This is a genomic window from Halorussus sp. AFM4, from assembly GCF_051194995.1.
Lineage (GTDB): Archaea > Halobacteriota > Halobacteria > Halobacteriales > Haladaptataceae > Halorussus.
Window position 1 is genome coordinate 954,888 of the sequence record NZ_JBNTJT010000001.1, and the last position, 23,840, is coordinate 978,727.

The 23,840-nt window shown below is 69.6% G+C and carries 28 protein-coding genes; 11 read left to right on the top strand and 17 right to left on the bottom strand.

Features of this window, described 5'->3' with window-relative positions:
• Positions 1–9: 9 nt before the first annotated feature.
• Together ACQUQF_RS04970 and ACQUQF_RS04975 are read right to left on the bottom strand one after the other, a co-directional pair.
• Positions 10–300, bottom strand: coding sequence for a DUF7526 family protein (locus ACQUQF_RS04970; RefSeq protein ID WP_435176379.1), 291 nt, complete (start codon positions 298–300; stop codon positions 10–12).
• Positions 301–364: 64 nt separating this feature from the next.
• A complete protein-coding gene (locus tag ACQUQF_RS04975; protein WP_435176381.1) occupies positions 365–1,585 on the bottom strand; it encodes an MFS transporter in 1,221 nt (406 codons plus the stop codon).
• A 181-nt stretch (positions 1,586–1,766) separates the two neighbouring features.
• Here ACQUQF_RS04975 and ACQUQF_RS04980 point away from each other — a divergent pair, with 181 nt between their 5' ends.
• Positions 1,767–2,528, top strand: a complete 762-nt coding sequence (locus tag ACQUQF_RS04980) for a LamB/YcsF family protein (protein WP_435176383.1) — start codon at positions 1,767–1,769, stop codon at positions 2,526–2,528.
• A 105-nt stretch (positions 2,529–2,633) separates the two neighbouring features.
• On the opposite strand, the gene ACQUQF_RS04985 is transcribed toward ACQUQF_RS04980, so the two are convergent.
• Together ACQUQF_RS04985 and ACQUQF_RS04990 are read right to left on the bottom strand one after the other, a co-directional pair.
• Complete coding sequence (locus ACQUQF_RS04985; protein ID WP_435176385.1) at positions 2,634–3,977, bottom strand: acetyl-CoA carboxylase biotin carboxylase subunit; 1,344 nt, start codon at positions 3,975–3,977, stop codon at positions 2,634–2,636.
• An 82-nt stretch (positions 3,978–4,059) separates the two neighbouring features.
• Positions 4,060–5,571 carry an amidase gene (locus tag ACQUQF_RS04990; protein WP_435176387.1) on the bottom strand — a complete coding sequence of 504 codons (1,512 nt, stop codon included), beginning with the start codon at positions 5,569–5,571 and terminating at the stop codon, positions 4,060–4,062.
• 289 nt (positions 5,572–5,860) lie between these two features.
• Here ACQUQF_RS04990 and ACQUQF_RS04995 point away from each other — a divergent pair, with 289 nt between their 5' ends.
• The 4 genes from ACQUQF_RS04995 (at position 5,861) to ACQUQF_RS05010 (ending at position 9,144) form a co-directional block, all read left to right on the top strand.
• Positions 5,861–6,763: a 5-oxoprolinase subunit B family protein gene (locus ACQUQF_RS04995; RefSeq protein ID WP_435176389.1), complete on the top strand. Its 903-nt coding sequence runs from the start codon at positions 5,861–5,863 to the stop codon at positions 6,761–6,763.
• Complete coding sequence (locus tag ACQUQF_RS05000) at positions 6,763–7,737, top strand: biotin-dependent carboxyltransferase family protein (protein ID WP_435176391.1); 975 nt, start codon at positions 6,763–6,765, stop codon at positions 7,735–7,737. Before ACQUQF_RS04995 ends, ACQUQF_RS05000 begins: the two co-directional genes overlap by 1 nt.
• A gap of 99 nt (positions 7,738–7,836) precedes the next feature.
• On the top strand, positions 7,837–8,085 hold the full coding sequence (locus ACQUQF_RS05005; protein ID WP_435176393.1) for an acetyl-CoA carboxylase: 249 nt from the start codon (positions 7,837–7,839) through the stop codon (positions 8,083–8,085).
• Between the two features lie 114 nt (positions 8,086–8,199).
• On the top strand, positions 8,200–9,144 hold the full coding sequence (locus ACQUQF_RS05010; RefSeq protein ID WP_435176395.1) for a 3-hydroxyacyl-CoA dehydrogenase family protein: 945 nt from the start codon (positions 8,200–8,202) through the stop codon (positions 9,142–9,144).
• Between the two features lie 63 nt (positions 9,145–9,207).
• Here the strand turns inward: ACQUQF_RS05010 and ACQUQF_RS05015 are convergent, their stop codons facing one another.
• The 3 genes from ACQUQF_RS05015 to mntA form a co-directional block, all read right to left on the bottom strand.
• Complete coding sequence (locus ACQUQF_RS05015) at positions 9,208–9,861, bottom strand: ribonuclease HI family protein (protein ID WP_435176397.1); 654 nt, start codon at positions 9,859–9,861, stop codon at positions 9,208–9,210.
• A 166-nt stretch (positions 9,862–10,027) separates the two neighbouring features.
• On the bottom strand, positions 10,028–10,402 hold the full coding sequence (locus tag ACQUQF_RS05020; protein WP_435176399.1) for a VOC family protein: 375 nt from the start codon (positions 10,400–10,402) through the stop codon (positions 10,028–10,030).
• A 99-nt stretch (positions 10,403–10,501) separates the two neighbouring features.
• On the bottom strand, positions 10,502–10,933 hold the full coding sequence (gene mntA / locus ACQUQF_RS05025; RefSeq protein WP_435176401.1) for a type VII toxin-antitoxin system MntA family adenylyltransferase antitoxin: 432 nt from the start codon (positions 10,931–10,933) through the stop codon (positions 10,502–10,504).
• A 174-nt stretch (positions 10,934–11,107) separates the two neighbouring features.
• Here mntA and ACQUQF_RS05030 point away from each other — a divergent pair, with 174 nt between their 5' ends.
• Together ACQUQF_RS05030 and ACQUQF_RS05035 are read left to right on the top strand one after the other, a co-directional pair.
• The gene (locus tag ACQUQF_RS05030) at positions 11,108–12,217 is read left to right on the top strand and encodes a LeuA family protein (RefSeq protein ID WP_435176403.1); all 1,110 of its coding nucleotides are present in this window, start codon (positions 11,108–11,110) and stop codon (positions 12,215–12,217) included.
• Between the two features lie 127 nt (positions 12,218–12,344).
• A complete protein-coding gene (locus tag ACQUQF_RS05035; RefSeq protein WP_435177599.1) occupies positions 12,345–12,752 on the top strand; it encodes a glutaredoxin family protein in 408 nt (135 codons plus the stop codon).
• Between the two features lie 12 nt (positions 12,753–12,764).
• On the opposite strand, the gene ACQUQF_RS05040 is transcribed toward ACQUQF_RS05035, so the two are convergent.
• From ACQUQF_RS05040 to ACQUQF_RS05050, 3 genes are all read right to left on the bottom strand, one after another.
• The gene (locus ACQUQF_RS05040) at positions 12,765–13,133 is read right to left on the bottom strand and encodes a VOC family protein (RefSeq protein WP_435176405.1); all 369 of its coding nucleotides are present in this window, start codon (positions 13,131–13,133) and stop codon (positions 12,765–12,767) included.
• 126 nt (positions 13,134–13,259) lie between these two features.
• Positions 13,260–14,468 (bottom strand): CaiB/BaiF CoA transferase family protein, encoded by a 1,209-nt coding sequence (locus tag ACQUQF_RS05045; RefSeq protein ID WP_435176407.1) that lies wholly within the window; start codon positions 14,466–14,468, stop codon positions 13,260–13,262.
• 93 nt (positions 14,469–14,561) lie between these two features.
• Positions 14,562–15,773, bottom strand: a complete 1,212-nt coding sequence (locus ACQUQF_RS05050; RefSeq protein WP_435176409.1) for an MFS transporter — start codon at positions 15,771–15,773, stop codon at positions 14,562–14,564.
• A 150-nt stretch (positions 15,774–15,923) separates the two neighbouring features.
• Between ACQUQF_RS05050 and ACQUQF_RS05055 the strand changes: the two genes are divergently transcribed.
• The 4 genes from ACQUQF_RS05055 (at position 15,924) to ACQUQF_RS05070 (ending at position 17,697) form a co-directional block, all read left to right on the top strand.
• On the top strand, positions 15,924–16,211 hold the full coding sequence (locus ACQUQF_RS05055; protein WP_435176411.1) for a hypothetical protein: 288 nt from the start codon (positions 15,924–15,926) through the stop codon (positions 16,209–16,211).
• Between the two features lie 74 nt (positions 16,212–16,285).
• Positions 16,286–16,699 carry a cupin domain-containing protein gene (locus ACQUQF_RS05060; protein WP_435176413.1) on the top strand — a complete coding sequence of 138 codons (414 nt, stop codon included), beginning with the start codon at positions 16,286–16,288 and terminating at the stop codon, positions 16,697–16,699.
• Positions 16,700–16,921: 222 nt separating this feature from the next.
• Entirely contained in the window at positions 16,922–17,356 is a 435-nt protein-coding gene (locus ACQUQF_RS05065) for a VOC family protein (protein ID WP_435176415.1), read from the top strand.
• Between the two features lie 47 nt (positions 17,357–17,403).
• The gene (locus ACQUQF_RS05070) at positions 17,404–17,697 is read left to right on the top strand and encodes a ubiquitin-like small modifier protein 1 (protein ID WP_435176417.1); all 294 of its coding nucleotides are present in this window, start codon (positions 17,404–17,406) and stop codon (positions 17,695–17,697) included.
• Here ACQUQF_RS05070 and ACQUQF_RS05075 read toward each other — a convergent pair.
• From ACQUQF_RS05075 to ACQUQF_RS05105, 7 genes are all read right to left on the bottom strand, one after another.
• A complete protein-coding gene (locus ACQUQF_RS05075) occupies positions 17,694–19,001 on the bottom strand; it encodes an acetamidase/formamidase family protein (RefSeq protein ID WP_435176419.1) in 1,308 nt (435 codons plus the stop codon). The two genes, ACQUQF_RS05070 and ACQUQF_RS05075, sit on opposite strands and share 4 nt — an antisense overlap.
• A gap of 98 nt (positions 19,002–19,099) precedes the next feature.
• Positions 19,100–19,858 (bottom strand): 2-oxo acid dehydrogenase subunit E2, encoded by a 759-nt coding sequence (locus tag ACQUQF_RS05080; protein WP_435176421.1) that lies wholly within the window; start codon positions 19,856–19,858, stop codon positions 19,100–19,102.
• 48 nt (positions 19,859–19,906) lie between these two features.
• A complete protein-coding gene (locus ACQUQF_RS05085) occupies positions 19,907–20,170 on the bottom strand; it encodes a lipoyl domain-containing protein (protein WP_435176423.1) in 264 nt (87 codons plus the stop codon).
• Between the two features lie 36 nt (positions 20,171–20,206).
• Positions 20,207–21,250 carry an alpha-ketoacid dehydrogenase subunit beta gene (locus tag ACQUQF_RS05090; RefSeq protein ID WP_435176425.1) on the bottom strand — a complete coding sequence of 348 codons (1,044 nt, stop codon included), beginning with the start codon at positions 21,248–21,250 and terminating at the stop codon, positions 20,207–20,209.
• The gene (locus ACQUQF_RS05095) at positions 21,250–22,263 is read right to left on the bottom strand and encodes a thiamine pyrophosphate-dependent dehydrogenase E1 component subunit alpha (protein WP_435177601.1); all 1,014 of its coding nucleotides are present in this window, start codon (positions 22,261–22,263) and stop codon (positions 21,250–21,252) included. The genes ACQUQF_RS05090 and ACQUQF_RS05095 overlap by 1 nt, the downstream gene beginning before the upstream one ends.
• A gap of 116 nt (positions 22,264–22,379) precedes the next feature.
• On the bottom strand, positions 22,380–23,099 hold the full coding sequence (locus tag ACQUQF_RS05100) for an ABC transporter ATP-binding protein (RefSeq protein ID WP_435176427.1): 720 nt from the start codon (positions 23,097–23,099) through the stop codon (positions 22,380–22,382).
• On the bottom strand, positions 23,096–23,827 hold the full coding sequence (locus ACQUQF_RS05105; protein ID WP_435176429.1) for an ABC transporter ATP-binding protein: 732 nt from the start codon (positions 23,825–23,827) through the stop codon (positions 23,096–23,098). Before ACQUQF_RS05105 ends, ACQUQF_RS05100 begins: the two co-directional genes overlap by 4 nt.
• Between the last annotated feature and the right edge of the window lie 13 nt (positions 23,828–23,840).

A 23,840-nucleotide genomic window follows, 5' to 3' on the forward strand; every position in this document is an offset into this window, starting at 1 on the left:
GCGGCGCGATCACTCCAGGTCGACCGCCTCGTACACGCCCGGAATCGCCGTCTCCTCGACGGTCGCGGTCACCTCCTCGCCCTCGCTGGCGGCCGTCTCGGTGACGAGCGTCGCGGGCTCGATGGGCCGGCGCGTCAGGAACGCCAGCACGCGCTCGACCCACGACGGGGCGCCGCCCTTCCGGCAGACCAGCACGTACCGCGACTCCGCCAGCGTCTGCAGTTCCTCGTCGAGGTCGTACTCGTCCAGTTCCTCCGGCGTGACGACGTGGAGCACCTCGCCCCGCAGCGTTTCCGCCATACCGGTACGAACCGCTCGACGGGGATGTGTCTTGCTCGTCGGAGTGCGGGCATCCTGTCGGGCGTCACCCCAGTTCCGGGAGGAAGGCGAAGATGACCGCGACGACGGCGAGCAGCCCGCCCAGCACCAGCATCGCCCCGTCGAAGTGACCGGCGTCCGCGAGCAGGCCGACGAACGCCGAGCCGGTCGACGCGACGAGGAAGTAGCTGGTCCGGAGGAACCCCCACGCCCCGTTGCGGTCCTCGGGCGGGAGCGCGTTGATGATGTAGGTGTTGGTCACCGGCGCGATGCCGAGCTGGACGCCGGCGAGCGCGACGACGGCGGCGAGGGGGACCACGCCCGAGACGTACGGGAGCGCGAGCAGCGGCGGGACCCCGGCGGCGGCGAGCGCCACCAGGACGGTCCGGTTCCCGAAGCCGGTGACCGCGCGGCCGCCGGCGACCTGGGTGACGGCGCCGCTCACGAACAGCAGCGAGAACAGCGCGCCGGCGGTCACCCCGTCGAGCCCCTTGACCGTGATGAGGTACGTCGGGAGGAACGCGGTGAGCCCCTGGAAGACGAACACGCGGACGGTCTTCCCGCCGACGCCGAGCCCGACGGGACGGCTGCCGACCGCCGACGCCAGGCCCCGGAGCCGACCGCGGACGGACGTCCCCGCGGCGTCGGCGGGGGTCGTCGACGGGACGACGCGCCAGGCCAGCACCGTGGTGCCGAGGAGCAGCGGCGCCGCGCCCGCGATGGTCGCGCGCCACCCGAGCCTGGTCGTGGCCGCCCCGGCGACCACGGGCAGCGCCGCGGCCCCCAGACTGCCGACCGCGAGCGTGACCCCGATGGCCGTGCTGTCGTTGTCGGGGTACAGCGAGGAGAGCAGCGTCCCGCGGGTGGGACCGTACAGGCCGTTGCCCACCCCGACGAGCGCCGCCGTCGCGAGGAAGACCGCGAACAGCGGCGCCGCCGCGAGCGCGGCGAGGCTCACCGTCATGACCGCCAGGCTGGCGACCAGCACCGCCCGGTCGCCCACGCGGTCGCTCAGCAGGCCGGCCGGGAACTGCGACAGCCCGTACACCGCCCAGATCACCGTGACGGTGAACCCGGCGGTCGCGTTGTCGATGCCGAACGTCGCCTTGATGCCGGGCAGGAGGACGGGGATCGTAATCCGCGTCCCGAGGATCAGCAGCCACCCGACCGCGATGGCGACCAGCGCCCACCCGCGGCCGTCGCCCTGTAGGGGCGCGACAACTCGTTCGACCCGGTCTCGCAGCGTCGCCGTGATCGTCCCGACCATTCGGTGTGGTGCGTTACCATCACTCTGACGACTCCATTATGCGTTCCGGCTCCGGCAAGCGGTGAGACGACTCGACTTCGGGAACACGGGTACGGTACGGCTGTGGACGCGCCCGCTAGCCGCTACGCTTTCGCTGATTCTCCATAACCTATAATCAGGCTCGCCAACGTTACCTACGTGCATGGTACAGATTGACATCAACTGCGACATGGGGGAGAGTTTCGGGAACTGGACCATGGGTCGCGACGACGAGGTGATGCCCTACATCACCTCGGCCAACATCGCTGGCGGCTTCCACGCGGGCGACCCGCACGTGATGGGCGAGACGGTGGCGCTCGCGGCGGAGCACGACGTCGGGGTCGGTATCCACCCGGGGCTGCCGGACAAGATGGGCTTCGGTCGCCGGAAGATGGACGCGTCGCCAGAGGAGATCAAAGAGTACGTCGTCTACCAGCTGGGGGCGCTGAGCGCGTTCGCGGACCAGCACGGCGTCGACCTTCAGCACGTGAAACCCCACGGGGCGATGTACTCGATGCTGTCGGAGAGCCCCGACCACGCACGGGCGGTCATGGAGGGGATCCTCGAAGTCGACGACGACCTCATCTACCTCGCGACGGACGGGAACATCTACGACGTCGCCAGGGAGTTCGACGACCTCCGGTCCGTGTTCGAGGGATACGTGGACCTCGATTACCGGCCGGACCGGAGCCTCATCGTCGAGAAGGAGAAGGCCGCGCCGGACCCCGAGCTCGTCGCCGACCGGTTCGTCAGCATCGCGACCGAGGGTCGGGTCGAGGCGGTCAACGGCGAGATGATAGACGTCCCGGCCGACAGCATCTGCATCCACGGCGACAACCCCAACGCGGTCGAACTCCTGGAGGCCATCCACGCACGCGTCGAGGAGCGGGACATCGAACTCGCGCCGCTCGACGACGTCGCATAACTCCGCCGGGGTCGAACGGGAGTCGGGACGTCGTTCTCGGTCGGCCGGTACGGGAGTCCACTCGATCGCGTGGACCGGCCGTCACCCCGAGAGACGCGAGCGCGGCTATTCGACCGTGAGTTCCTCGTCGACGAACTTGGTCGTGTGTTCGGCCTCGACGAACCGCTCGTCGTTCAGTACCTGTTCGTGGAACGGAATCGTGGTGGGCACTCCCTCGATAGAGGCCTCTTCGAGGGCGCGGCGACCGCGGTCGAGGGCCTCCCGGCGGTCCTCGGCGTGGACCACGAACTTCGCGAACATCGAGTCGTAGAAGGGCGCGATGCTGTCCCCCTCGTCGACGCCGTCGTCGATGCGGACGCCGATACCGCGCGGCGGCCGATAGGTGGACACCTCTCCGGGCATCGGCGAGAAGTCCTCGCTGGGGTCCTCCGCGTTGACGCGGAACTCCATGGCCGCCCCGTGGGGCTCGACCGCCTCCTGAGAGAACGACAGCTCCTCGCCCGCGGCGACGCGGAGCTGCCACTTGACGAGGTCGATGTCCGTGACGATCTCGGTGATGGTGTGCTCGACCTGGATGCGGGCGTTGACCTCGAGGAAGTAGAACTCCCCGTCCTCGTAGAGGAACTCCACCGTGCCGGCGTTGACGTACCCGGCCTCCGCGGCGCCTCGCTTGGCCGCGGCGCACACCTCCTCCCGGGTCCCGTCGGTCAGCACGGGGCTCGGCGTCTCCTCGATGAGCTTCTGCTGGCGGCGCTGGACCGAGCAGTCCCGCTCGCCGAGGTGGCGGACGTTCCCGTGGTGGTCGCCGAGTACCTGGACCTCGATGTGGCGGGGGTTCTCGAGGAAGCGCTCCACGTAGACGCTGTCGTTGTCGAAGTACGCCTCGCCCTCCTGCTTGGCGTTCCGGAACGCCTCCTCGATTCCGTCCTCTCCTCGGACGACCTTGAGGCCGCGACCGCCGCCGCCCCCGTCGGCCTTGATGGCGACCGGGTAGCCGTGTTCGTCGGCGAAGGCCCGGACCTCGTCGGCGGTCTCGACGGGGTCGGTGGTGCCCGGCACGATGGGGACGTCGGCCCGGCGCATGATCGTTCGCGCCTTCGTCTTCTCGCCGAAGTCGGCCATGACGTCGCTCGGCGGGCCGATCCACGCGAAGTCGCTGTCCTCGACGTTGGCGGCGAACCCGGCGCTCTCGGCGAGGAACCCGTAGCCGGGGTGAATCGCGTCGGCGTCGGCCTCGCGGGCGGCGTCCAGGATCGCCTCCTGGTCGAGGTAGCTCTTCCGGGCGACGGACTCGCCGATCCGGTGGGCCTCGTCGGCGAGTCGGACGTGCTTGGCGTCCTCGTCGGTGTCGCTGTACACCGCGACCGGTGTGACGCCCAGTTCCCGACAGGCCTGAATGATCCGGACCGCGATTTCACCGCGGTTAGCGATGAGTACTCTGTCGAACACAGTTGCGGTAATGGCCCAGTCCGACCAATACTCTTGTGGGCGGCGAAGCGGGGCCCCGGCGGTGACGGCCGCGGGCGAGCGGCTACTCCGACTCGTCGAGCGGCGGCGCGGTGTCTGGCGACCGTCGAGGGTCCGCGACATCCTCGTACGCGTAGGCCAGCGAGAGCAACGTCGCTTCGGCGTGGGGCTTGCCGATCAGTTCGACGCCGACCGGGAGGCCGTCGTCGGTGAACCCGGCCGGGACGGAGACGGCACAGAGGCCGGACTGCGACGCGACGACCGTGTTCGTCGGGAACGAGAGCGTGTCGAGTTCGCCCGCTTCGATGGCGGCCGCTTTCGGCGGGACGACCTGGCAGTCGGGACAGAGCAGGACGTCCAAGTCGTGGTCGGCGTAGACGCTCAGCGCGTCGCGCTGGAACTCGAGCTGGGCCGCGACGGCCCTCCAGTAGTCGGGGTCGTCCTCCGGGTCCTCGGGGCCGTCTTCGGCGATGCCGATCAACAGGTCGAGGAGTTCGTGGTACTGGCCCGACTCGTACAGTTCCGCCACCGAGTCGATCGGCGCGTCCGGTCGCGATTCGAAGAAGTCGTTCAGGTCCCGCTTCGACTGGAGGATGTAGAGCGAGGTGGCGTCGAGGTGGTAGTCCAGGTCGGGGATACTGACGGGGTCGACGATGTCGGCCCCGGCGTCCGCCATGGTCTCGACGGCCTCGTTGACCGTGCGCGTGACCGGCCCGGCGTCGGGGTCGTCCTCGTCGCCGAACGCGTCCCGGAGGACGCCGATGCGGGCGCCGTCGAGCGCGCCGTCGTCCAGCTGGTCGGCGTACGAGCCCGCGTCCTCCGTCAGTTCGGTCGCGACCGTGTACTCGTCCGCCGGGTCGTACCCGACCGTCACGTCGAGCACGGTCGCGAGCTCCTCGGCGGACCGGGCCATCGGACCCGGCGTGTCCTGGGACACCACGAGCGGCGACATGCCGGTCCGACTGAGCAGGCCGGGCGTGACCCGGATACCGAAGAGGTTGTTGTAGGCGGCGGGGAGACGGATCGACCCGCCGGTGTCCTCCCCGATGCCGACGGCCGCGAGGTTGGCGGCGACCGCCGCCCCGGTCCCGCTGCTCGACCCGCCGGGGTCGCGGTCGAGCGCGTAGGGGTTCTTCGTGCGACCGGCGACCGACGAGTAGCCGAACCACGACGTCGCCCAGTCCGGGAGGTTCGTCTTCGCGAGGACGACCGCGCCGGCGTCGCGGAGCTTCCGGACGAGCGTGGCGTCCTCCTCCGGGGTGTACTCCGCGAACGCCTCGGAACCGAAGGTGGTCCGGACGTCGGCGGTCTCGACCTGGTCCTTCACGACGAACGGAATCCCGTGGAGCGGCCCGACGAACCCGTCGGACTCGAACGCCCCGTCGAGGTCGGCCGCGCGGTCCGTCGCGTTCGGGTTGACGGTGATGACCGAGTTGAGTTCGGGCCCGTTCTCGTCGTAGGCTTCGATTCGGTCGAGGTACCGCTCGACGAGACGCTGGCACGTGATGGTGTCGTTCCGGTAAGCGTCGTGGATTTCGTCGATGGTCGTATCGAGTACGTCGAAAGTGGCTGGCATCGCTACTCTTTCTGGAACGTCAGTGGTCGCAATAACAGTGGGGTGCTAGAGGGATGGCAGTCGCACGAAGCGGAGTCGTGTCTGTACTACTACGGCTCGGACCCGCAACCGACCGGCAGCGGTCAGCCCGGCCGGTGACGGTCGCCCTCTCGCGTGGATCTCCGCCCGTCGGAGGGTCGATTTCGGGAGCGATCGGAGCGCGGCACAGCGCTCCCGGCTCTCGATCGTCGCGTCTCCGTTCGGGCCCGGTATCTATACGGTCGTGAGTACAGAAGTGGAACCACAGAACATGGGTACGGCCACCATAGAGCGGAAGGAGCTAGCGGACCCGAGATACGAGTACGGCGGTGACGACTACGTCTTCGTCGAACTCGCCGAGGACATGAGCTTCGACGCCAACTTCAAGGCCCAGACGATCACGCAGGAGCTCGCCCGGCGAGACCTCCCGGGCGTCGTCGAGATCGCGCCGGCCAACGCGTCGTACCTGGTGCACTTCGACCCCGCCGAGCTCCGGCCCGACGACCTCATCGGGGAGCTGAAGGCCATCGAGGAGGACGTCGACCTCTCGGAGTACGCGTGGGAGGCGCGGGTCATCGACGTGCCGGTGCTCTACGACGATCCGTGGACCCGCGAGACGCTCATGGAGTTCCGGGACCGCCACCAGGACCCCGACTCGACCGACCTCGAGTACTCCGCGCGCATCAACGGGTACGACAGCGTCGAGGCCTTCACCGATGCGCACGCCGGCGCGCCCCACATGGTCACGATGGTCGGATTCGTCCCCGGCCTCCCGTGGACGTTCCAGATGGTTCCCCGGGACGAACAGATCGAGGTCCCGAAGTACGTCCAGCCGCGGACCTCGACGCCGAGCCGCGCGGTCGGGTACGGCGGCGCCTTCACCGCCATCTATCCCGTCGAAGGGGCGGGCGGCTACCAGCTGTTCGGGCGGACCCCGGTCGAGGTGCTTGACGTCGACCAGCGGCTCTCGGACTTCGCCGACTCGATGGTCCTGCCCAACCCCGGCGACATCCTGAACTACCGGAAGATCGACCGCGAGGAGTACGACGCGATACGGTCGGAGGTCGAGGACGGGACGTACGAGTACGACATCGGGCGGGTCGAGTTCGAGCCCCAGGAGTTCTTCGACGACCCCGAAAGGTACAACGAGGAGATCCTGGAGGTGCTAGACTGATGATCGAGGTGCTCGAAACCGGCCTCTCGACGACGGTCCAGGACACCGGCCGCTACGGCCACTACCATATCGGGATGCCGCCCGCGGGCGCGATGGATCAGTACGCCCACAAGGTCGCGAACTACCTCGTCGGGAACGGCGAGGACGCGGCGACCCTCGAGATGACCTACGCCGGGCCCGATCTGGAGTTCACCGAGGACGCCGTCGTCTCGGTGACCGGTGCGGACATGTCGCCGAAGCTGAACAGCGAGCCCGTCGACGCGTGGAGCGCGTTCCGGGTGGAGGGCGGCGACACGCTCTCGTTCGAGTTCGCCACCGAGGGCGTGCGGACGTACCTCGCCGTGGCGGGCGGCATCGACGTCCCGGAGGTGATGGAGAGCCGGTCGACGTACACGCTGATCGGGATCGGCGGGCACGAGGGTCGCGAACTCGAGGAGGGCGATAGGCTACCGATCGGCGACGCCGCCGGCGGGTCGGAGCTCGTCGGGTCCGAGATCGACGACGAGTACGTTCCGGACTACGCGGGCAACGACACCATCCGGGTGGTGATGGGGCTCTGCGACTACCGGCTGACCGACGAGGGAAGGGACCGCTTCCTCGGGACGGAGTGGACGGTGAGCGACGAGGCCGACCGCGTCGGCTACCGGCTCGAGGGCGAGGACATCGAGTCGATGTTCGAGGAGCGCGACCAGCCGTTCGGCGCGGGCCCTGACCCGACGAACGTGGTCGACCTCGGGTACCCGGTCGGGTCGATACAGATGGCCGGCCAGCCCATCGTGCTCATGCGGGACGCGGTCACCGGCGGCGGGTACGCGACGGTGGGGACGGTCGTGAGCACCGACCGCGGGATGCTCGCGCAGGTGCGGACTCACCGCGACATCACGTTCGAACCGGTCGACGTCGAGGAAGCGCTCGCGGCCAGAACCGAGCAGGACCGGAAGCTCGAGGCGGTTCGGACGGCGCTCCCGGAGTGACGGGCTCGCCGCGGGAGCGCGGCTCTCCGCTCCGGGCGTCGCCGGTTCGAGGCGGGTGAAAAGCTATTTGCGAGTCGGCGTCCCAATCGGTAGGCACACATGGCAGATACGGTCACCATCGAGGCCCCGATGCCCGGCGTCTTCTACCGCCGCCCGGACCCGGACGAACCGGTGTACGCGGAGGAGGGCGACCGCGTCGAGGCGGGCGACGTGGTGGCGATCATCGGCGTGATGAAGAACTTCCACGACGTCGAGGCCGACCAGGACGGCGTCGTCTCCGAGTTCTTCGTCGAGAACGAGCAGGAAGTCGAAGCGGGCGACGAACTCGTCGAAATCGAGACCGAATAGCGCTCGCCGCCGTCGATGGGTTCCCGACGAGGAAAGGCCGAGAGAGGAGCGAGTCCCCGGAGTCGGCCTGACGACCGCCCCTAGAGTGATACCGCCGTGCGGTGAGACGACGGTATGAGCGACCCAGAAAACGTCGCCGTGGTCGGCGCCGGCGCGATGGGCCACGGACTGGCCGTCCAGTGCGCGGTGTGCGACCGGGACGTGACGCTCGTCGACCACCGGCGGGAGAACCTCGACCGCGCCCGCGAGCAGATCCGGGACGCAGTCACGTTTCTGACCGAAGAAGGCCTCACCGACCGGGACCCGGACGGGGTACTCGAACACGTCGAGTTCACGCTCGACACGGCCGCGGGCGTCGACTCGGCCGACGTGGTCCTGGAGACGATATCCGAGGACCTGGCCGCGAAGCGCGAGCTCTTCGCGGACCTCGCCGAGGCGGCGCCTCCGGACGCGGTGCTGGCCTCCAACACGTCGAGCATCCCCGTCACCGACATCGCCGAGGGCGCGCCCGACCACGCCGACCGAATCGCCGGGTGCCACTGGTGGTACCCGCCGTACCTCCTCTCGCCGGTCGAGGTCGTCAGGGGCGAGGCGACCGCCGACGGGACCGTCGAGCGGCTCCGGGCGTTCGTCGAGGCGGTCGACCGCGATCCGATTCTCGTGGAGCGCGACGTCCCGGGGTTCGTGTGGAACCGCGTCCAGTTCGCGGTCGTCAGGGAGTGCCTCCACATCGTCGAGGCCGGCATCGCCTCGGTCGACGACGTCAACCGGGCGATCCGGGACGGGTACGCGACCCGGACCGCCGCCATCGGCCCCTTCGAGACGATGGACATCGCGGGGCTGGACCTGTTCGAGACCATCGCTGACGACCTCTTTCCCGAACTCGCGAACGACGAGGAGCCCCAGGCTGCGCTCCGCGACCGCGTCGCCGAGGGCCGGACCGGCATCGGCGCGGGCGCCGGGTTCTTCGACTACGACGAGGCGCCCGCGGACGTTACTCGTCGGCGCGACGAGACGGTGGCGGCGATCCGGCGGGCGCTCGAGGAACGCACGGACTGACCGCCGAATCGCCGGCCGGGCGACCGACTCGATCACCAGACGTTGAGACCCGTGCTGCTTCCCCTACCCCGGTCCGAAGGCCGCGATGTCGGCACCCACCGTCGCCAGCGCGTCGGCGGGGTTCGGGTCGCTGTCGGCCAGGTGCGTGTACTCGTGGGCCGGGACGCTCGACAGCGCCGCCGCGACGGCCTCGCTGTACGCCTCGACGCCCGGTTCCGTCGGGTCGTCGCCGCCCCAGACGTCGCGGATGACCGTCATCGAGTCGATGCGCACTTCCAGTCTGCGCGGCTCGTAGCGGGCCAGCAGTTCCGAGAGCCCGAGCCGGAGGGCGACGTACTCGGCGGTGTTGTTCCCCGTCCGGGAGCCGACGGGGCGGCCGAGTCGGGCGAGTTCCTCGTCCGCAGCGTCCGCGATGACGGCGCCCGCACCCGCGGGGCCGGGGTTGCCGCGCGAACTGCCGTCGACGTAGAGGACGAAGCTATCCCCGGCCGGTTCGGGGACGGGCGGCCGGTCGAGTCCCGACGCCAGCAGGCTCTCGAGCGCGCGACGCAACTCGGTCGGGGTGGTCGTGGGGTCGAACAGTCCGCCGTGGCCGGGGACGGCGTCGTCGATGGCGTCGGTGGCGGCCGCCACCTCGTAGCCGACGTCCGCCAGCACCTCGTCGACGAGCGCGGCGAGCGGCGAGAGGTGTTCGGCCGGGAGGGATTCGTCGGTCACGCCGGGTCCCCCGTCGGGCTCCGGTTCCGGACCCTCACACCTTCGCTCCCGGCTGATCGCGTTGGCTGGTCGCACCACTGCATACAGGTTCTCGGTGGTCGAGCGGGATAACCCCTTCAGGTGGACCGGTGCCGGGCCGTATCGACAGGGAGTCCGTTCGGCAGGTTCACCCGAGGTCCTCGACCAGTTCGAGGACGTAGCCGTCGGGCCCTTCCAGGAACGCGACCCGAGCGTCGGCGGCGTCGACGGTCATCGGCCCCTCGACGACGTCGCACCCGGTCTCCTCGACGATGCGTTCGCACTCGGCGTCCGCGTCGTCGACCGAGACCGCGACGTGGTCGACCGTCGACCGGTCGGGCTCGGGTGCCGGCCGGTCCGGGTCGTGGCGGAGCTGGATCTCGCCGTGCTCGCCGCCGACGTAGACGTTCTCGACGCCGTCGAGGGTGAACGACCAGTTCTCCGAGAGGCCGACCGCGTCGACGAAGAACGCGCGGGCCTCGTCCATGTCCGATACCCAGATGGCAGTGTGGATGACGTCCATGGGCAGAGGACAGGCCGAGGGATAGTAAATCTCCGTTTTCGGTCGGGTCCGCGGATTCAACCTCAGGTACAGAACCGCTTCCTCCAGACAGTCCGCCCGTCAGCCATGCAGACCGTCCTCGGCGATGCGGTCGATTACGCTCCGCTGGTGGTGGCGGAGGTCGTCACGTCGCTCCGCGAATTTTGTCCCGATTTCCGCCTTGAACTGGCGGAACGCCTGCTCGTCCCCGCAAAGTAGCTTGCCGGTGACAGCGTCGCGGGCCACGTCGACAGGGAGCGCTTCGATGTCCGAGACGTCGACGAACGGGGCGTCCTCTCGCTGGAGGTCGCCCGAGAGGAAACATCGCTTCCGGAAGCGCTCGCGGGAGGAGAGACCGTCGGCGAACTTGACGGCGAGGTCGAGGTCAGACGACGGGTGCGAGTCGCCCGTGACCTGCGAACCGAACGCCACCGCGAAGTCGACGTCCGCATCGCGGCATAGCGACTCTCCGATGTCGGCGAGCACTTGCGATCGCCCACCGATCGCGTCCATATGTAGAAGGATGGCGTTTCGGAACAAAAGAATTCCGCCCTTCCGATGCGGAGATGCGCGAGGCAGCACAGATTTCCGAGCGAAGGTGCCGGAGAGGTTTCCGGTACCGAAGGGTCACAGATTCCGTCGCCGATCGGGGAAAGTCCTAACAGGAGTATCGCCGATTGGTAACGTATGACTGTCGAGTTCAAGGACCTCACGCTGCGGGAAGGGTCGCAGGTCCCCGGCCTCGAAATCACCGACGACGTCGGCGAGCGCGTACTGGACGAAGTGGCGCGGATGGGCGTCGACCGGGTCGAGGTGTCGTTCCCCCGGGCCGCCCCGCGCGAGGAGCTGTACCGCCACGCCGACTCGCTCGGCCTCCAGACCGCCGCGCTCGCCCGGGCCGTCCCGGCCGACGTCGACGCGGCCCTCGACGTCGACCCCGACGAGATCGAGGTCATCGTCAACAGCTCGGACGTCCAGCTCGAACACGCGCTCGGCAAGAGCCGCGAGGAGTCCCTGCGGCTCCTCCGGGAGAACGTCGAGCGAGCGGTCGACGGCGGCGTCGCGGCCGGCGCGACCCTGATGGACGCGATACGCGCGGACAACGACCACCTCCGGGACGGAGCACGGGTCGTCCGGGACGCCGGCGGGCGCCACGTCACGCTCGCGGACACGACGGGTGCAGGCGACCCCGACGCGGTCCGCGAGACGGTCGCCGCGGTGGTCGACGAGGTCGGCGACGACCTCGCGGTGACGATCCACCCCCACGACGACATGGGCGTGGCGACGGCAAACGCCATCGCGGGGGTGGACGCGGGCGCCGACAGCATCGACGCCACGGTCGGCGGCGTCGGCGAGCGCGCCGGCAACGCCCCGCTGGAGGAGGTCGCAGTGCTCGCCGGCGAACGCGGCGACGACGTGGCGCTCGACCTGCCGGAGCTCGTGCCGGCGTGTCGCGCGGTCCTCGACGCGCTCGGCGTCGACTACGAGGGCAAGCCGGTACTGGGTCGGGAGGGGTACCGCCACGAGAGCGGCCTCCACACGGCGGCGATGCTCCGCGAGCCCAGCACCTACGAGCCGTTCGACCCCGGGAAGTACGGCGCCGAGCGCGAACTCCTGTTCGGCCGCGGCACCGGCCGTGGCGGGGTCCGCGCGCTGCTGGAGGCGGCCGGCCTGGAGGCGACCGACGAGCGCGTCGCTGCCGGTCGGGAGGCGCTCCGGAACGCCGCCGAGCGCCGCGGCGAACCGCTGGACCGCGAGGAGGCCGGGCGAGTGGTCGCGGACGCGGTCGGTTCGTGACCGCCGCGTCCGTCGGGAGCGTCGAACCCCGGAACCGACCGCACCGCGAAACGCCGGACGCCGAACCGTGCCGGCGCCGACCGACCCCAAGCCGTATCCCGCTCGACGCGAAACGATGACCAGTACCATGACCTTCGACCCGACCGAACAGGGACTGGACGCCGACGAGGTGCGCGACCGCGTCGACGAGGCCATCGCGGAGAACGAGGTCGTCCTCTTCATGAAGGGGGACGCGCGGATGCCGCAGTGCGGCTACTCGAAGCGCGCGCTCGGTCTCGTCCGGGCGTACCGGGACGACGTCGAGACGGTCGACACGCTTCAGAATCTCGACGCCTTCCGCGAGGCGCTCGAAGCCCACAGCGGGTGGGAGACCATCCCGCAGACGTTCGTCGACGGCGAGTTCGTCGGCGGCAGCGACGTCCTGGCGGAGCTCGACGAGCGCGGCGAGCTCGCGGAGACGCTCGACGCCGACCCCGCCGAGGGCGTCGCGGAGCGAGGCGGCGGGGACGACGCCGGCGTCGACGCCCCGTTCTGACACGCCGGGGAGTCACTCCAGTGACTCGACGAGTTCGACCCGTCGCCCGTCGGGGTCGCGGACGAAGGCCACGCGGGCGCCCGCCTCGGGGTGGTCAGTCGGCTCCTCGTCGACGCCGTAGTGGTCGATCTCCGCGAACACCCGGTCGACGTCGTCGACGCCGATGGCGAGGTGGTCCCAGGCGGAGCCGGGTTCGAAGTCGGTCTCGCCGTCCGTGTCGGAGAGCTGGAGTTCGACGCCGTTGTCGTCGGCGATGTACCGGTTGCGGGTGTCGCCGTCGGCGGTCTCGAACTCCCAGGTCTCCTCGAAGCCGAACTGCTCGTAGAAGGCGATCGTCTCCTCGGCGTCCGCCACGTTGACGTTCACGTGGATGAGCTCCATGATCGCGAATCGCTCGCGGGCCGGATAACTGCCGCGGCCGTGACAAAACGTGTCTTCGCCGCGGCAACTCGTTCGCTCAGCTCCGGGCGCCCGACCCGTGCACACGGTCTCTCACCTTCGACCCGATCATTCGCCCCCGAACGCGCCCCGCCGCCGGAGTGCGGCGATCGCGTCCTCGTCGAGGCCGGCGTCGCGAAGGACGTCTTCGGTGTGTTCGCCGAGTTCGGGCGGGTCGCGCCGCTGGACCGGCGCCATCCCGTCGCCGCGGATCGGCGTCATCACCGTCCGGAGTCGCCGGTCGTCCTCGGCGGACTCGAACTCGGCCAGCAGGTCGACGGCGGCGAGGTGATCGTCGTCGACCAGGTCGGAGGGGTCGTTGACCGGCGCGGCCGGAACGTCCTCGGCCAGCAGGGCCGCGAGCACGGTCTCGCGGTCGCGATCCCGGAGCTCCTCGGCGACCACCTCGGTCAGTTCCGCCTTGCGGTCGAGCCGCGCCTCCGCGGTCTCGAACCGCTCGTCGGCCAGCAGGTCCTCGCGGTCGATGGCGCGGCAGAGCGCCGGCCAGTGGCGCTCGGACGTCACGCCGACGAACAGCCACTCGTCCTCGCCGCCGACCCGGAACACGTCGTAGAGCGCCCACGTGGGGTGGGAGGCGCCGAGCGCGGGGTGGTCGCGGCCGTACCGGTCGGCGTACGTCGCCCAGTAGCCCATCCAGGAGGCCGCCGCCTCGAACAGCGGGCCGTCGACCTTGCGGCCCTCGCCGGTGCGTTCCCGCTCTCGCAGGGCGACGAGCACGCCCATCGCGCCGTACATCGCCGCGCCCATGTCCGCGATGGACGTGCCGACCCGGACCGGCTTGCGCCCGGGTTCGCCGGTCATGCTCATCAGGCCCGACATGGCCTCGGCGACCACGTCCATGCCGGTTCGGTCGCCGTAGGGTCCCTCCAGGAAGCCCTTGATGGAGAGGTAGACGAGGCCCGGATTGCGCTCGCGGAGGTCGTCGTAGCCGATGCCCAGTCGGTCCGCGACGCCCGGCCCGAGGTTCTCGACGACGACGTCCGCGCGCTCCGCGAGGTCCAGGAACGCCTCCCGTCCGGCGTCGCTCTTGAGGTCGAGTTCGATGGAGCGCTTGTTCCGGTTGAGCGCGTCGAACATCGGCGGCCCCGCCTCGCCCGCGCTCCGGAGCACGTCGCCGCTACCGGGCCGTTCGACCTTCGCGACCTCCGCGCCGAGGTCCGCGAGCATCACGCTCGCGAACGGCCCGGCGACGATGTTCCCCAGTTCCAGCACGGTGACGTCGTCCAGCGGTTGACCGCGGTCGCTGTCGGTACCCATCGGACTCGAATTGTCCGGCAGCCCGCATAAGTGCTCGTCACGATTATTCAAACACTCTCCCGGCGGCGAGGAGGCGGACGCGAGACCGCGTCCTCACCCCTGCGGAGACGACTCGGCCATCGCGGGGTCGTCGACCGTCGACTCGGTCCTGACGACGACCACGAGGAGACCGGCGGCGACGACGCAGGCCGCGGCGAGCAGCCACCACGACGCGCGGTAGCCGACGGTGTCCGCCAGGTAGCCGAAGGCCGGGGGCGCGACCAGCGCGCCGGCGGTGAGCGCGAGCTGTCCGCCGGCGGTCGCGCCGCCCATCTCGCCGGCGCGCACCAGCGTCGCCATGCAGGAGTAGTAGACGCCGGTGAACCCGAGGACGAAGAACCCGAGCGCCGAGAAGGCGACGGCGGCGCTCCACGGCGCCGAGACGTTTGCGACGGCGACGAACAGGCCGGCCCCCGCGAGCGCCTGGACGACGAGAATCGCGCCGGTCCGGCGCTTTGGGTCGGCGGGGAGCGCGTCGCTCAGCCACCCCGTGACCACGCGCCCGACGCTGCCGAACAGCTGGACGAGCGCGAGCACGACGCCGCCGAAGGCGACCGAGGCCCCGAACTCCTCTGTGACGTACAGCACGGTGTACCCCGTCGTCGTGAACAGCGCCGCGCCGAGGAAGAAGCCCGCGGTCACCAGTCGCCGGTACGCGCGGTTGCGGGACAGCGCCCGGAAGTCCGGGAACTCGGCGTCCGAGACGTCGCTCGCACCGGGGTAGAGGACGTAGAACAGCGCCGCGACGACGACGCCGGCGCCCGCGGCGACGAGGAACCCCGCCTCCCAGAAGAGGACGCCGGCCAGCCCCGTCACCACCAGCGCGCTGACGCCGCTCCCGCCGGTGACGCCGACCTGCTTGATGCCCAGCGCGAGGTTCTGCCGGCCGGCGGCGATGTTGTCGTAGATGGCCTTGTTCGTCCCGGGGATGGCGGTGCCGTACACCGTCCCGAGGAGGAACGCGGCGACGAGGACGAGCGGGAAGGAGGGCGCGCCCGCGACGAGGACGCTGCCGACCGAGAGGCCGAGGAGGCCGAGCGTGAGCGTGCGGCGCTCGCCGAAGCGGTCGGTGAGCGCCCCGAGCGGGAGGAGGAACACCGCGTAGCCCAGCGTGAGCGCGGTGACGACGAGTCCGACCCGGAACCGCGAGAGGCCGAACTCCGCGCGGACGAACGGGGTCGCCGCGAAGACGGCGTAGTAGCAGACGCTCGCGGCGACCTGCCACAGCGTCACGAGCGACACGGTCCGCCAGTACGACCGGTCCATCCGCCCGGTGCTTTCCGGAGGACGGGCTTTACGGTGTCGGACTCCGACGCCGTCCCGGAGTCCGCAGGACGCCCGCCGGGACCTCGCAGAGCCAGTCCGCGTCCGCCGATCGCAGGAAACGCCTTTGCCGGAAACGGTGTTACCGACAGTATGGACAGAGACTCCGACGCGGTTCGCGACCGACTCCAGGTCGTCCACCTCGACAACGAGCTCTCGCTGGGGGAGGGCGCGGTCGTGTACGCGGAGGACCCGGAGACGGGGTGCATCGGACTCGGCGAGGTCGAGGCCGAGGCGGTCGGCAACGCCGTCTCGGTCGTCGCCAAATACGAGGAGGGGTCCGGCGGCGCGCCGTACGTCAAGGCGCCCGGCCGAGTAGTCGAGAAGAAGTGGGAAGACGACGGGTCGGGGCTGCTCGACGCGGTCTACGACCGGTTGTGAGTAGTGAAGAACACGGGGCGCGTCGAGTCCAGCGCCGCGAGTATACTTATTGGCTATCCGCTGGTGGGTCCACTATGAGTTCCGGGTACGACCACCGGTCGCTCGACGAACTCGACGACAATCCCCACAAACCGACGCCGCGGTACGAGATCTCGAAGGCGTTCGACATCGGGGACTACAACCTCAACATCGCCGTCCTCGAACCCGGCAAACCGCTGTCCCAGACGCACTACCACGCTCACGACGACCAGGAGGAGTTCTACTACGTGTTCGACGGGAAGTGTCGCATCGAGGTCGAGGAGGAGTCGTTCGATCTGGTCGAAGACGACGTCATCGTGGTCCGCGAGGGGACGCCGCACCTGCTCCACAACCCCTACGACGAACCGTGTCGGCTGATCGCCATCGGCAGTCCGCCGGAGGGGCGCTATCCGGTGACGATGTACGACAACTACGAGAACGTGTTAGACGACCGCTACGGGGGCGAGTAGGTCACACGCCCGGATTCGGAGCGCAGCAGCGGGCGACGACAGGATGGCGAGACGGTGCCGGGCCGACCTCGGGCTCGAATCACTGCCGGGACGCCCCTGGGCCCGGTCGGTCGGCGGGCGGACGGTGCCGTCGCCGCACGAGCAGTCGCGTGACAGGCTGCGAGAACCGCAGGTCGGCGCGGAAGCTTATGAGAACCGAGCGCGTGGTACGTCGTAGCAACCATGCAGGAGCTCCAGACCCACCACGTCGGAATCGTCGTGAGCGACCTCGACGAAGCGGTCTCGTTCTACCGGGACGCGCTCGGCCTGTCGGTGGCCGACGAGTTCACGCTCACCGAGGACGGCATCGGAACCGCCATCGGCGTCGACGGCGCGACCGGCGAGTTCGTCCACCTCGAAGCCTGCGGTGACGACGGCGACGACACCCGCATCGAGCTGATCGAGTACGACCCCGCCGGCGACGACTGCACTGCCGGCGCAATCAACCAGGTCGGCGCGAAGCACGTGGGGTTCGCGGTCGAGGATATCGAGGAGTTCTACGAGAACCTCCCGGACGAGGTCGAGCCCGTCAGCGAGCCCCAGGCGATCGAGATCGACACCTCGATCCTGTTCTTCCGCGACCCCGAGGGGAACTTCGTCGAGGTCGTCGAGGCGTAGCGGAAGTGGACCGAGCGTTTTTCGAGCACACCGTCGTAGCGTGACCTGTGCAGGTCACCGTATACGGGCCGCTGCGGAGCGCGACGGGCGAGAAGACGGTCGAACTGGCGTTCGGTGGCGGGACGGTCCGTGACGCGCTCGCCGTCTTCGTCGAAGAGTACCCGCGGGCGCGGTCGCAGCTCTACGACGACGATGACCGGGTTCGCAGTAGCGTCCGCGTCTCCGTGAACGGCGAGCGCGCCGACCTCGACGACGGGTGCCCCGCCGACGCCGAACTGACGGTGTTTCCGGCAGTGCAGGGCGGAGACGGACGGCGCGGAAGAGAGTGCAGCCGCCGCTAGAGCCCGTACTGTTCGCGGACGAGGTGGTCGAGACCGCGCTCCTCCAGGCGGTCCATCGGCGCCAGCATCGAGAGCTGGACGACGCCCGGGAGCCGGCCGATCTCGACGCCGCCGGTGAAGGTGCACCGGGCGCGGACCTCGCCCTCGGTCATGTCGAGGAGTTTGCCTGCGCGGTCGAAGGCGTTCTCGGTCGCGTCGTTGATCGTCGCGCCGCTCCCGATGACCTGGAGCGGGCCGAGGTCGTCGACGCCGTCGACGTCGTACTCCGCGGCGAGCTGTTCGCCGCGCTCGCGCTCCTCGTCGGTGTGCGGCGTCGCGATGTGCGGGAGGTCCTCCTCGTTCGGCAGCAGCAGCGGGCCGTCGATGTCGAGGTCCTCGATGACCTCCACGTCGAGTTCGGCGCGCCCGCTCACGTCGGTGGTGTGCAGCGAGAGCTCGCCGTCGCCCTGGTTGGCGTGCATGTCGCCGACGTAGACGCCGCCGCCGTCGACCTTGACCGGGCAGACCAGCACCGCGCCCTCGCGGACCGCGTTGATGTCCATGTGGCCGTCGGTGCGCTCGGCGAGTTCCTCCTCGCTTTCGAGGCCCCAGTCGTGCTCGGCGCCGATGAGGAACTGCCCGAAGTCGCCGGCGTTGTGCGAGTCGGGCAGCTCGACCGGCGGCGTCGTCCCGACGTTGCCGATGAACGGCCGGAGGTGGCCGAGCGTGCCGGGCATCTCCGAGGGCTTGTACAGCAGGATGGGGTGCTGGCGGGAGTTCTCGGGCAGCGCCATCGCCTCGTCGGCGCGGTTCGCCAGGTCGTCGGCGCCCTCCTCGCCGACGGTCAGCCCGACGGTCCGGTCGTCGTCGAAGGCGACCGTGTAGCCGTACTCGAAGCCGAACGAGGAGGCGTTCGCGCCGCACTCGGCGCACTTGACCGACTCCTCGCCGGTCCCCTCGACGACGCTCTCGGGCCACTCGGTGCCGCACTCCGGGCACCGGTGGTCGACGAAGGGGTCGTCGCCGAACGCCCCCTCGCGCTCGGCCATGCTCCCGGTGCTGGTCGCGACGCTCGTCACCTCGATGTCCCTGATCTTCAGCGCGATGGCGTCGCCGACCTCGGCGTTCTCGACGCGGATTGGTCGCGTGACCTCGTGGCCGCCCCTGAACTCGGGCGTGATCATCGGACCCCAGCACGCCGGCGGGGTGTGGGTCCTGATGGTGCCGCCGTCGGCGACGGTGCCGGCCCACTCCTGGTCCGGACCGACGAGGCCGAGCGTGTACTGGTCGACCGAGAGCTCCTGCTGGACTTCTTTCTGTGCCATGGTCCCGTCTCGACGGTACGGGCGATAACCGTATAAACAATCGTTGAAAATTGCGGTGGGGAACGGAGCGAATCGAATCGAGGGGCGCTCTCGCCGACCTACTCGTCGGGAACGAACGCCTCGGCGTCCGTAACTTCGTCCGCGAGCGTGTCGAGGAACCGCGCGGCGTCCGCGCCGTCGACGACGCGGTGGTCGAAGCTCAGGTCGAAGTTCGTCCGGCGGCGGAACTCGACGCCGTCGTCCCCGCGCTCGGCGCGTTCCCGGATGCGATTCACGCCGAGGATCGCGACCTCCGGCGGGTTGATGACCGGCGTGAACGAGTCGACGCCCAGCACGCCGAGGTTGGTGACGGTGACCGTCCCGCCGCGGAGGTCGCTCATCGAGTAGTCGCCGGCCCGCACGCTCTCGGTCAGCTCGCGGCGCTCGGTCGCGATATCGCCGAGCGACTTCGACCCGACGTCGCGCAGCACCGGCGTCACCAGTCCCGCCTCGATGTCGACGGCGACGCCGACGTTGTGCTGTTCGTAGAGGCAGTGGGTCCCCTCCTCGAACGTCGCGTTGAACGCGGGGTGTTCGTCGAGCGTCGCCGAGAGCGCGCACAGCACGAGGTCGATGATCGAGACGTCGGCGTCGAGGCGGTCGTCTGCGGTATCGGCTGCGCGGACCAGCGCCTCCGCGTCGACCTCGCGACTCGCGGTGACGTGGACCGCGTTCCGGTAGCTCTCCTGCAGGCGGTCGGCGATGGTCCGGCGCATGGGGGAGAGCGTCCGTTCTTCGCGGACGGTCCGGCCCTGCTCGTCGGTGTTCTCGGGTTCCTGTTCGTCGTCTCCGTCGGCCTCGGTGTCTGTCGGTGGCATGCTCTGTAGCGTGAAATCGTTCAAAATACGGTGAGGTGAGGAAGGTGCTCAGTCGGGCCGGATCCAGGCGAGCGTGGCGCCGCGCTCGAACTCGTCGTCCTCGTCGAGGACAATCTCGTCGAGGGTGCCGGCCACGGGAGCCGGCACGTCGACGCTCACCTTCTCGACCTGGAACTCGCAGAGGTCGTCGCCCTCCTCGACGCGGCTCCCCTCGCCGACGAACCAGTTGACCACGACGCCCTCCTCCGCGTCGGCGTCCTCGGGCCAGACGTCGTCGGTCGAGACGGCGACGCGGTCGCCGTCCTCCCTCATGCTCGCGACCTCCGACTCATGCGTGGCGCTCCCGATTCATTCCTGGTGCGCGTTCTGGACGGCCTGGCTGATGTCCTCGACCCCCGGGATGACCTCGTCCTCCATCGGTCGCGCGTAGGGAATCGGCACGTCCGGCACCGCGACGCGCTCGACGGCTTCCAGGTCGGAGAGTCCGTCCTCGGCCACGCGCGCGACGATCTCGCCCGTGACGCCGAACGACCGGTAGTCCTCGTCGACCACGACTAGGCGCCCGGTCTTGGCCACCGACTCCCGGACGGTGTCCACGTCGAGCGGGACCAGCGTCCGGAGGTCGATGACCTCGGCGTCGATGCCGTCGTCGGCCAGCGACTCGGCGGCCTCCATCGCCCGGTGGACGTGGAGGCCGAGCGTGACGACCGTGACGTCCTCGCCCTCGCGCTTGACGTCGGCGCTGCCGAAGGGGATGGTGTAGTCGTCCTCGGGGACGCCGGTCTTCGGGCCGTCGGGCGCCGGCAGCCAGCCGATGCCCATCAGGCGCTTGTGGAACAGGTAGACCACCGGGTCGTCGTCCCGGATGGCGTTGTGCAGCAGGCCCTTCGCGTCGTAGGCGGTCGACGGGACGACCACCTTCATGCCGGGCAGGTGGGCGAAGGTGCCGTAGAGCGTCTGGGAGTGCTGGGCGGCGTCGTTGTAGGTGCCCCCGACCGCCGCCGTGAGCACCATCGGGACGCTCACGTTCCCGCCGCTCATGTAGGTGTTCTTCGCCATCTGGTTGTAGATCTGGTCCATCCCGACGCCGAAGAAGTCGACGAACATCAGTTCGGCGATCGGTCGCATCCCCTGCTGGGCCGCCCCGACTGCCGCGCCGATGTACGCCGTCTCGCTGATGGGGACGTCCATGATGCGGTCGTGGCCGAACTCCTCGAGCAGGCCCTGGGTGCTGTCGAAGATGCCGCCGTAGTCGGCGACGTCCTCGCCCATGTAGAAGACCTCCTCGTTCTCGCGCATCTCGTTGGCGATGGCCTCGACCATGGCCCGGCTCATCGTCAGCGACCGGTCGGTCTGGCGCGCTTCCGCCTGCCCCTCCTCCTGCTGGGCCATCAGTCGTCACCTCCCGCGACCTCGGTCGACGGCTCGCTGTCGGTGACCCCCGAGGGCGGATTCACGAAGACGTCCTCGTAGGCGTCCTCGGGGTCGGGTTCGGGCTGGTCCTTGGCCCACTCGATGGCCTCCTCGACTCGCTCCTCCGCGCGTTCGCGGATCTCGTCGAGCCGGTCGTCCTCCACACCGTGCGCTCTGAGGTCCTCGGCGAGGCGCTCGATGGAGTCGCGCTGCTCGGCCGCGGTCTTGTCCGCGTCGGGCCGGTAGGTCTCGGGGTCGCCCATGAAATGGCCCATCCGCCGGTGGACCTGGACTTCGAGGAGCGTGGGGCCGTTGTTGTCGCGGGCGCGGCCCACGGCCTCCTTGGCGGCCCGGTAGATCTCGACCGCGTCGTCGACGTCCACGCGCTGTCCGGGGAGGTCGAACCCGCCGGCGCGCTGGGCGCCGTTCTCGACGTCGGTGACCCGCTCTTTGGGCATGCTGATGGCCCAGTCGTTGTCCTCGATGACGAAGACGACCGGGAGGTCCCGTACCGCCGCCAGGTTGAGCGACTCGAGGAAGGCGCCCTGGTCGATGGCGCCCTCGCCGATGTAGGCGACCGCGACGCTGTCGGTGTTGCGCTTCTTGGCGGCCATGCCGGCGCCGACCGCGGGCGGGCAGCCCTCGGCGATGATGCCGCTGCACGCGAAGTTGACGTCCGGGTCGAACAGGTGCATGTGGCCGCCCTTCCCCTCGCTGAGCCCGGTCTCGCGGCCGAATATCTCGGCGGTCATCCGCTCGAGGTCGACGCCCTTCGCGATGGCGACGTGGTGGGGCCGGTGGGGCGCGGTGACGGTGTCGTCGTCCCGGAGGTGCTGGCAGACCCCGGCACCCGCGGCCTCGTGGCCGGCGGCGAGGTGGAGTTCGCCCGGGATGGGACCGGCCGAGATGTCGAACGCCGGCTGTTTCCCCTCGAGGTACTCCTCCTGGAGGCGCTCCTCGTAGTGACGCGCCGTCACCATGTCCTCGTACATCTCTTGCAGTTCGGTAACTGGTGGCATGCTGGCTCAGGGAAGTGACGCCGGCCATCGACAAATAGCTATGCCAACCCGCCCGGTCGGAGCCCCGCACCGACTCGGAGGTCGACCCCTTACCCGATGCCGAGGTACAGCTCCATCAGTTCGTCCTCGTCCGAGAGGTCGGCCGGCGGGCCGTCGAACTGGAGGTCGCCCTCCGCGAGGATGTAGACGTGGTCGGCGAGCCGGAGCGCCGCGGTGACGTTCTGCTCGATGAGGAGGACCTGGGCGCCCTGGTCGACCAGCCGGGAGACGAGCTCGAAGGCGTCGTCGACGAGCGCCGGGGCGAGCCCCGCGCTGGGTTCGTCCAGGAGGTAGGTGTCGGCCCCCGTCATCATCGCCCGACCGAGGCTGACCATCATCTGCTGGCCGCCCGACAGCGACTTCGCCTTGGCGTCGAGTTTCTCCCGGAGGTCGGGGAAGACGTCGAGGACGTCCGCTATCCGTTCGTCGAGGACGTCCGGGTCGTCGACGGTGAAGCCGCCGACCCGCAGGTTCTCCTCGACCGTCAGGGTCCCGAACACGCCGCCGCCCTGCGGGAGCGACGCGATGCCCGACTTCACGATGTCCTCCGGGGACGCGTCCGTGAGGTCGCGGTCGCCGTACCTGATGGCCCCCGACCACACGGGGACGACGCCGTTCATCGTCTTGAGCAGCGTCGACTTGCCGCTACCGTTCGGCCCGAAGATGCAGGTGACGCCGTCGTGCGAGCGGACCGAGACGCTGTGGATCACCTCGTGCTGGTCGTAGCCGGTGACGACGTCCTCGGCGACGAGGACGGGCGGGTCGCTCATATCGGCACCTCCTCGTCGCTCGCCGAGCCGAGGTACGCCTTCCGGACGCGCTCGTCCCGCTGTATCTCGTCGAACGGCCCCTCGGCGATGTACTCGCCGCGGTCGAACACCGAGACGGAGTCGGCGACCTCCCGCATCACGCTCATGTCGTGCTCGACGACCACGAACGTCATCCCGTCGTCGTTGAGTTGCCGGACGTGTTCGAGGACGCGCTTCTCCAGGGCCGGGTTGACGCCCGCCGTCGGCTCGTCCAGCAGCACGCAGTCCGGGTCGAGCATCAGCACCCGGCCTAGTTCCAGCAGCTTCTGCTGGCCGCCGCTGATCTCCCCGGCGTCGTTCTCGGCGATGTGGTCGATGTCGAGGAACTCGAGGATCTCGTCGACCCGGGCCTGCTTGTCCACGCGGTCGGGGACGCGGCCCGCGAGCAGGTTCTGGCGGACGGTCATGTTCTTGAACGGCGAGACGATCTGGAACGTCCGGACCATGCCGCGCCGCGCGATGCGGTGGGGGTCCCAGCCGGTCACGTCGGTCCCGTCGAACTCGACGCTGCCCTCGTCGGGGTCGAGAAACCCCGTGACGCAGTTGAAGAACGTCGTCTTCCCGCTGCCGTTCGGGCCGATGATGCCGCGTATCTCGCCGCGCTCGACGGACAGCGAGATGCCGTCGTTGGCGGTCAGTGCGCCGAATCGCTTCGTCAGGCCATCGGTGCGGAGTATCGTGTCGGTCATCGGATTTTCGTAT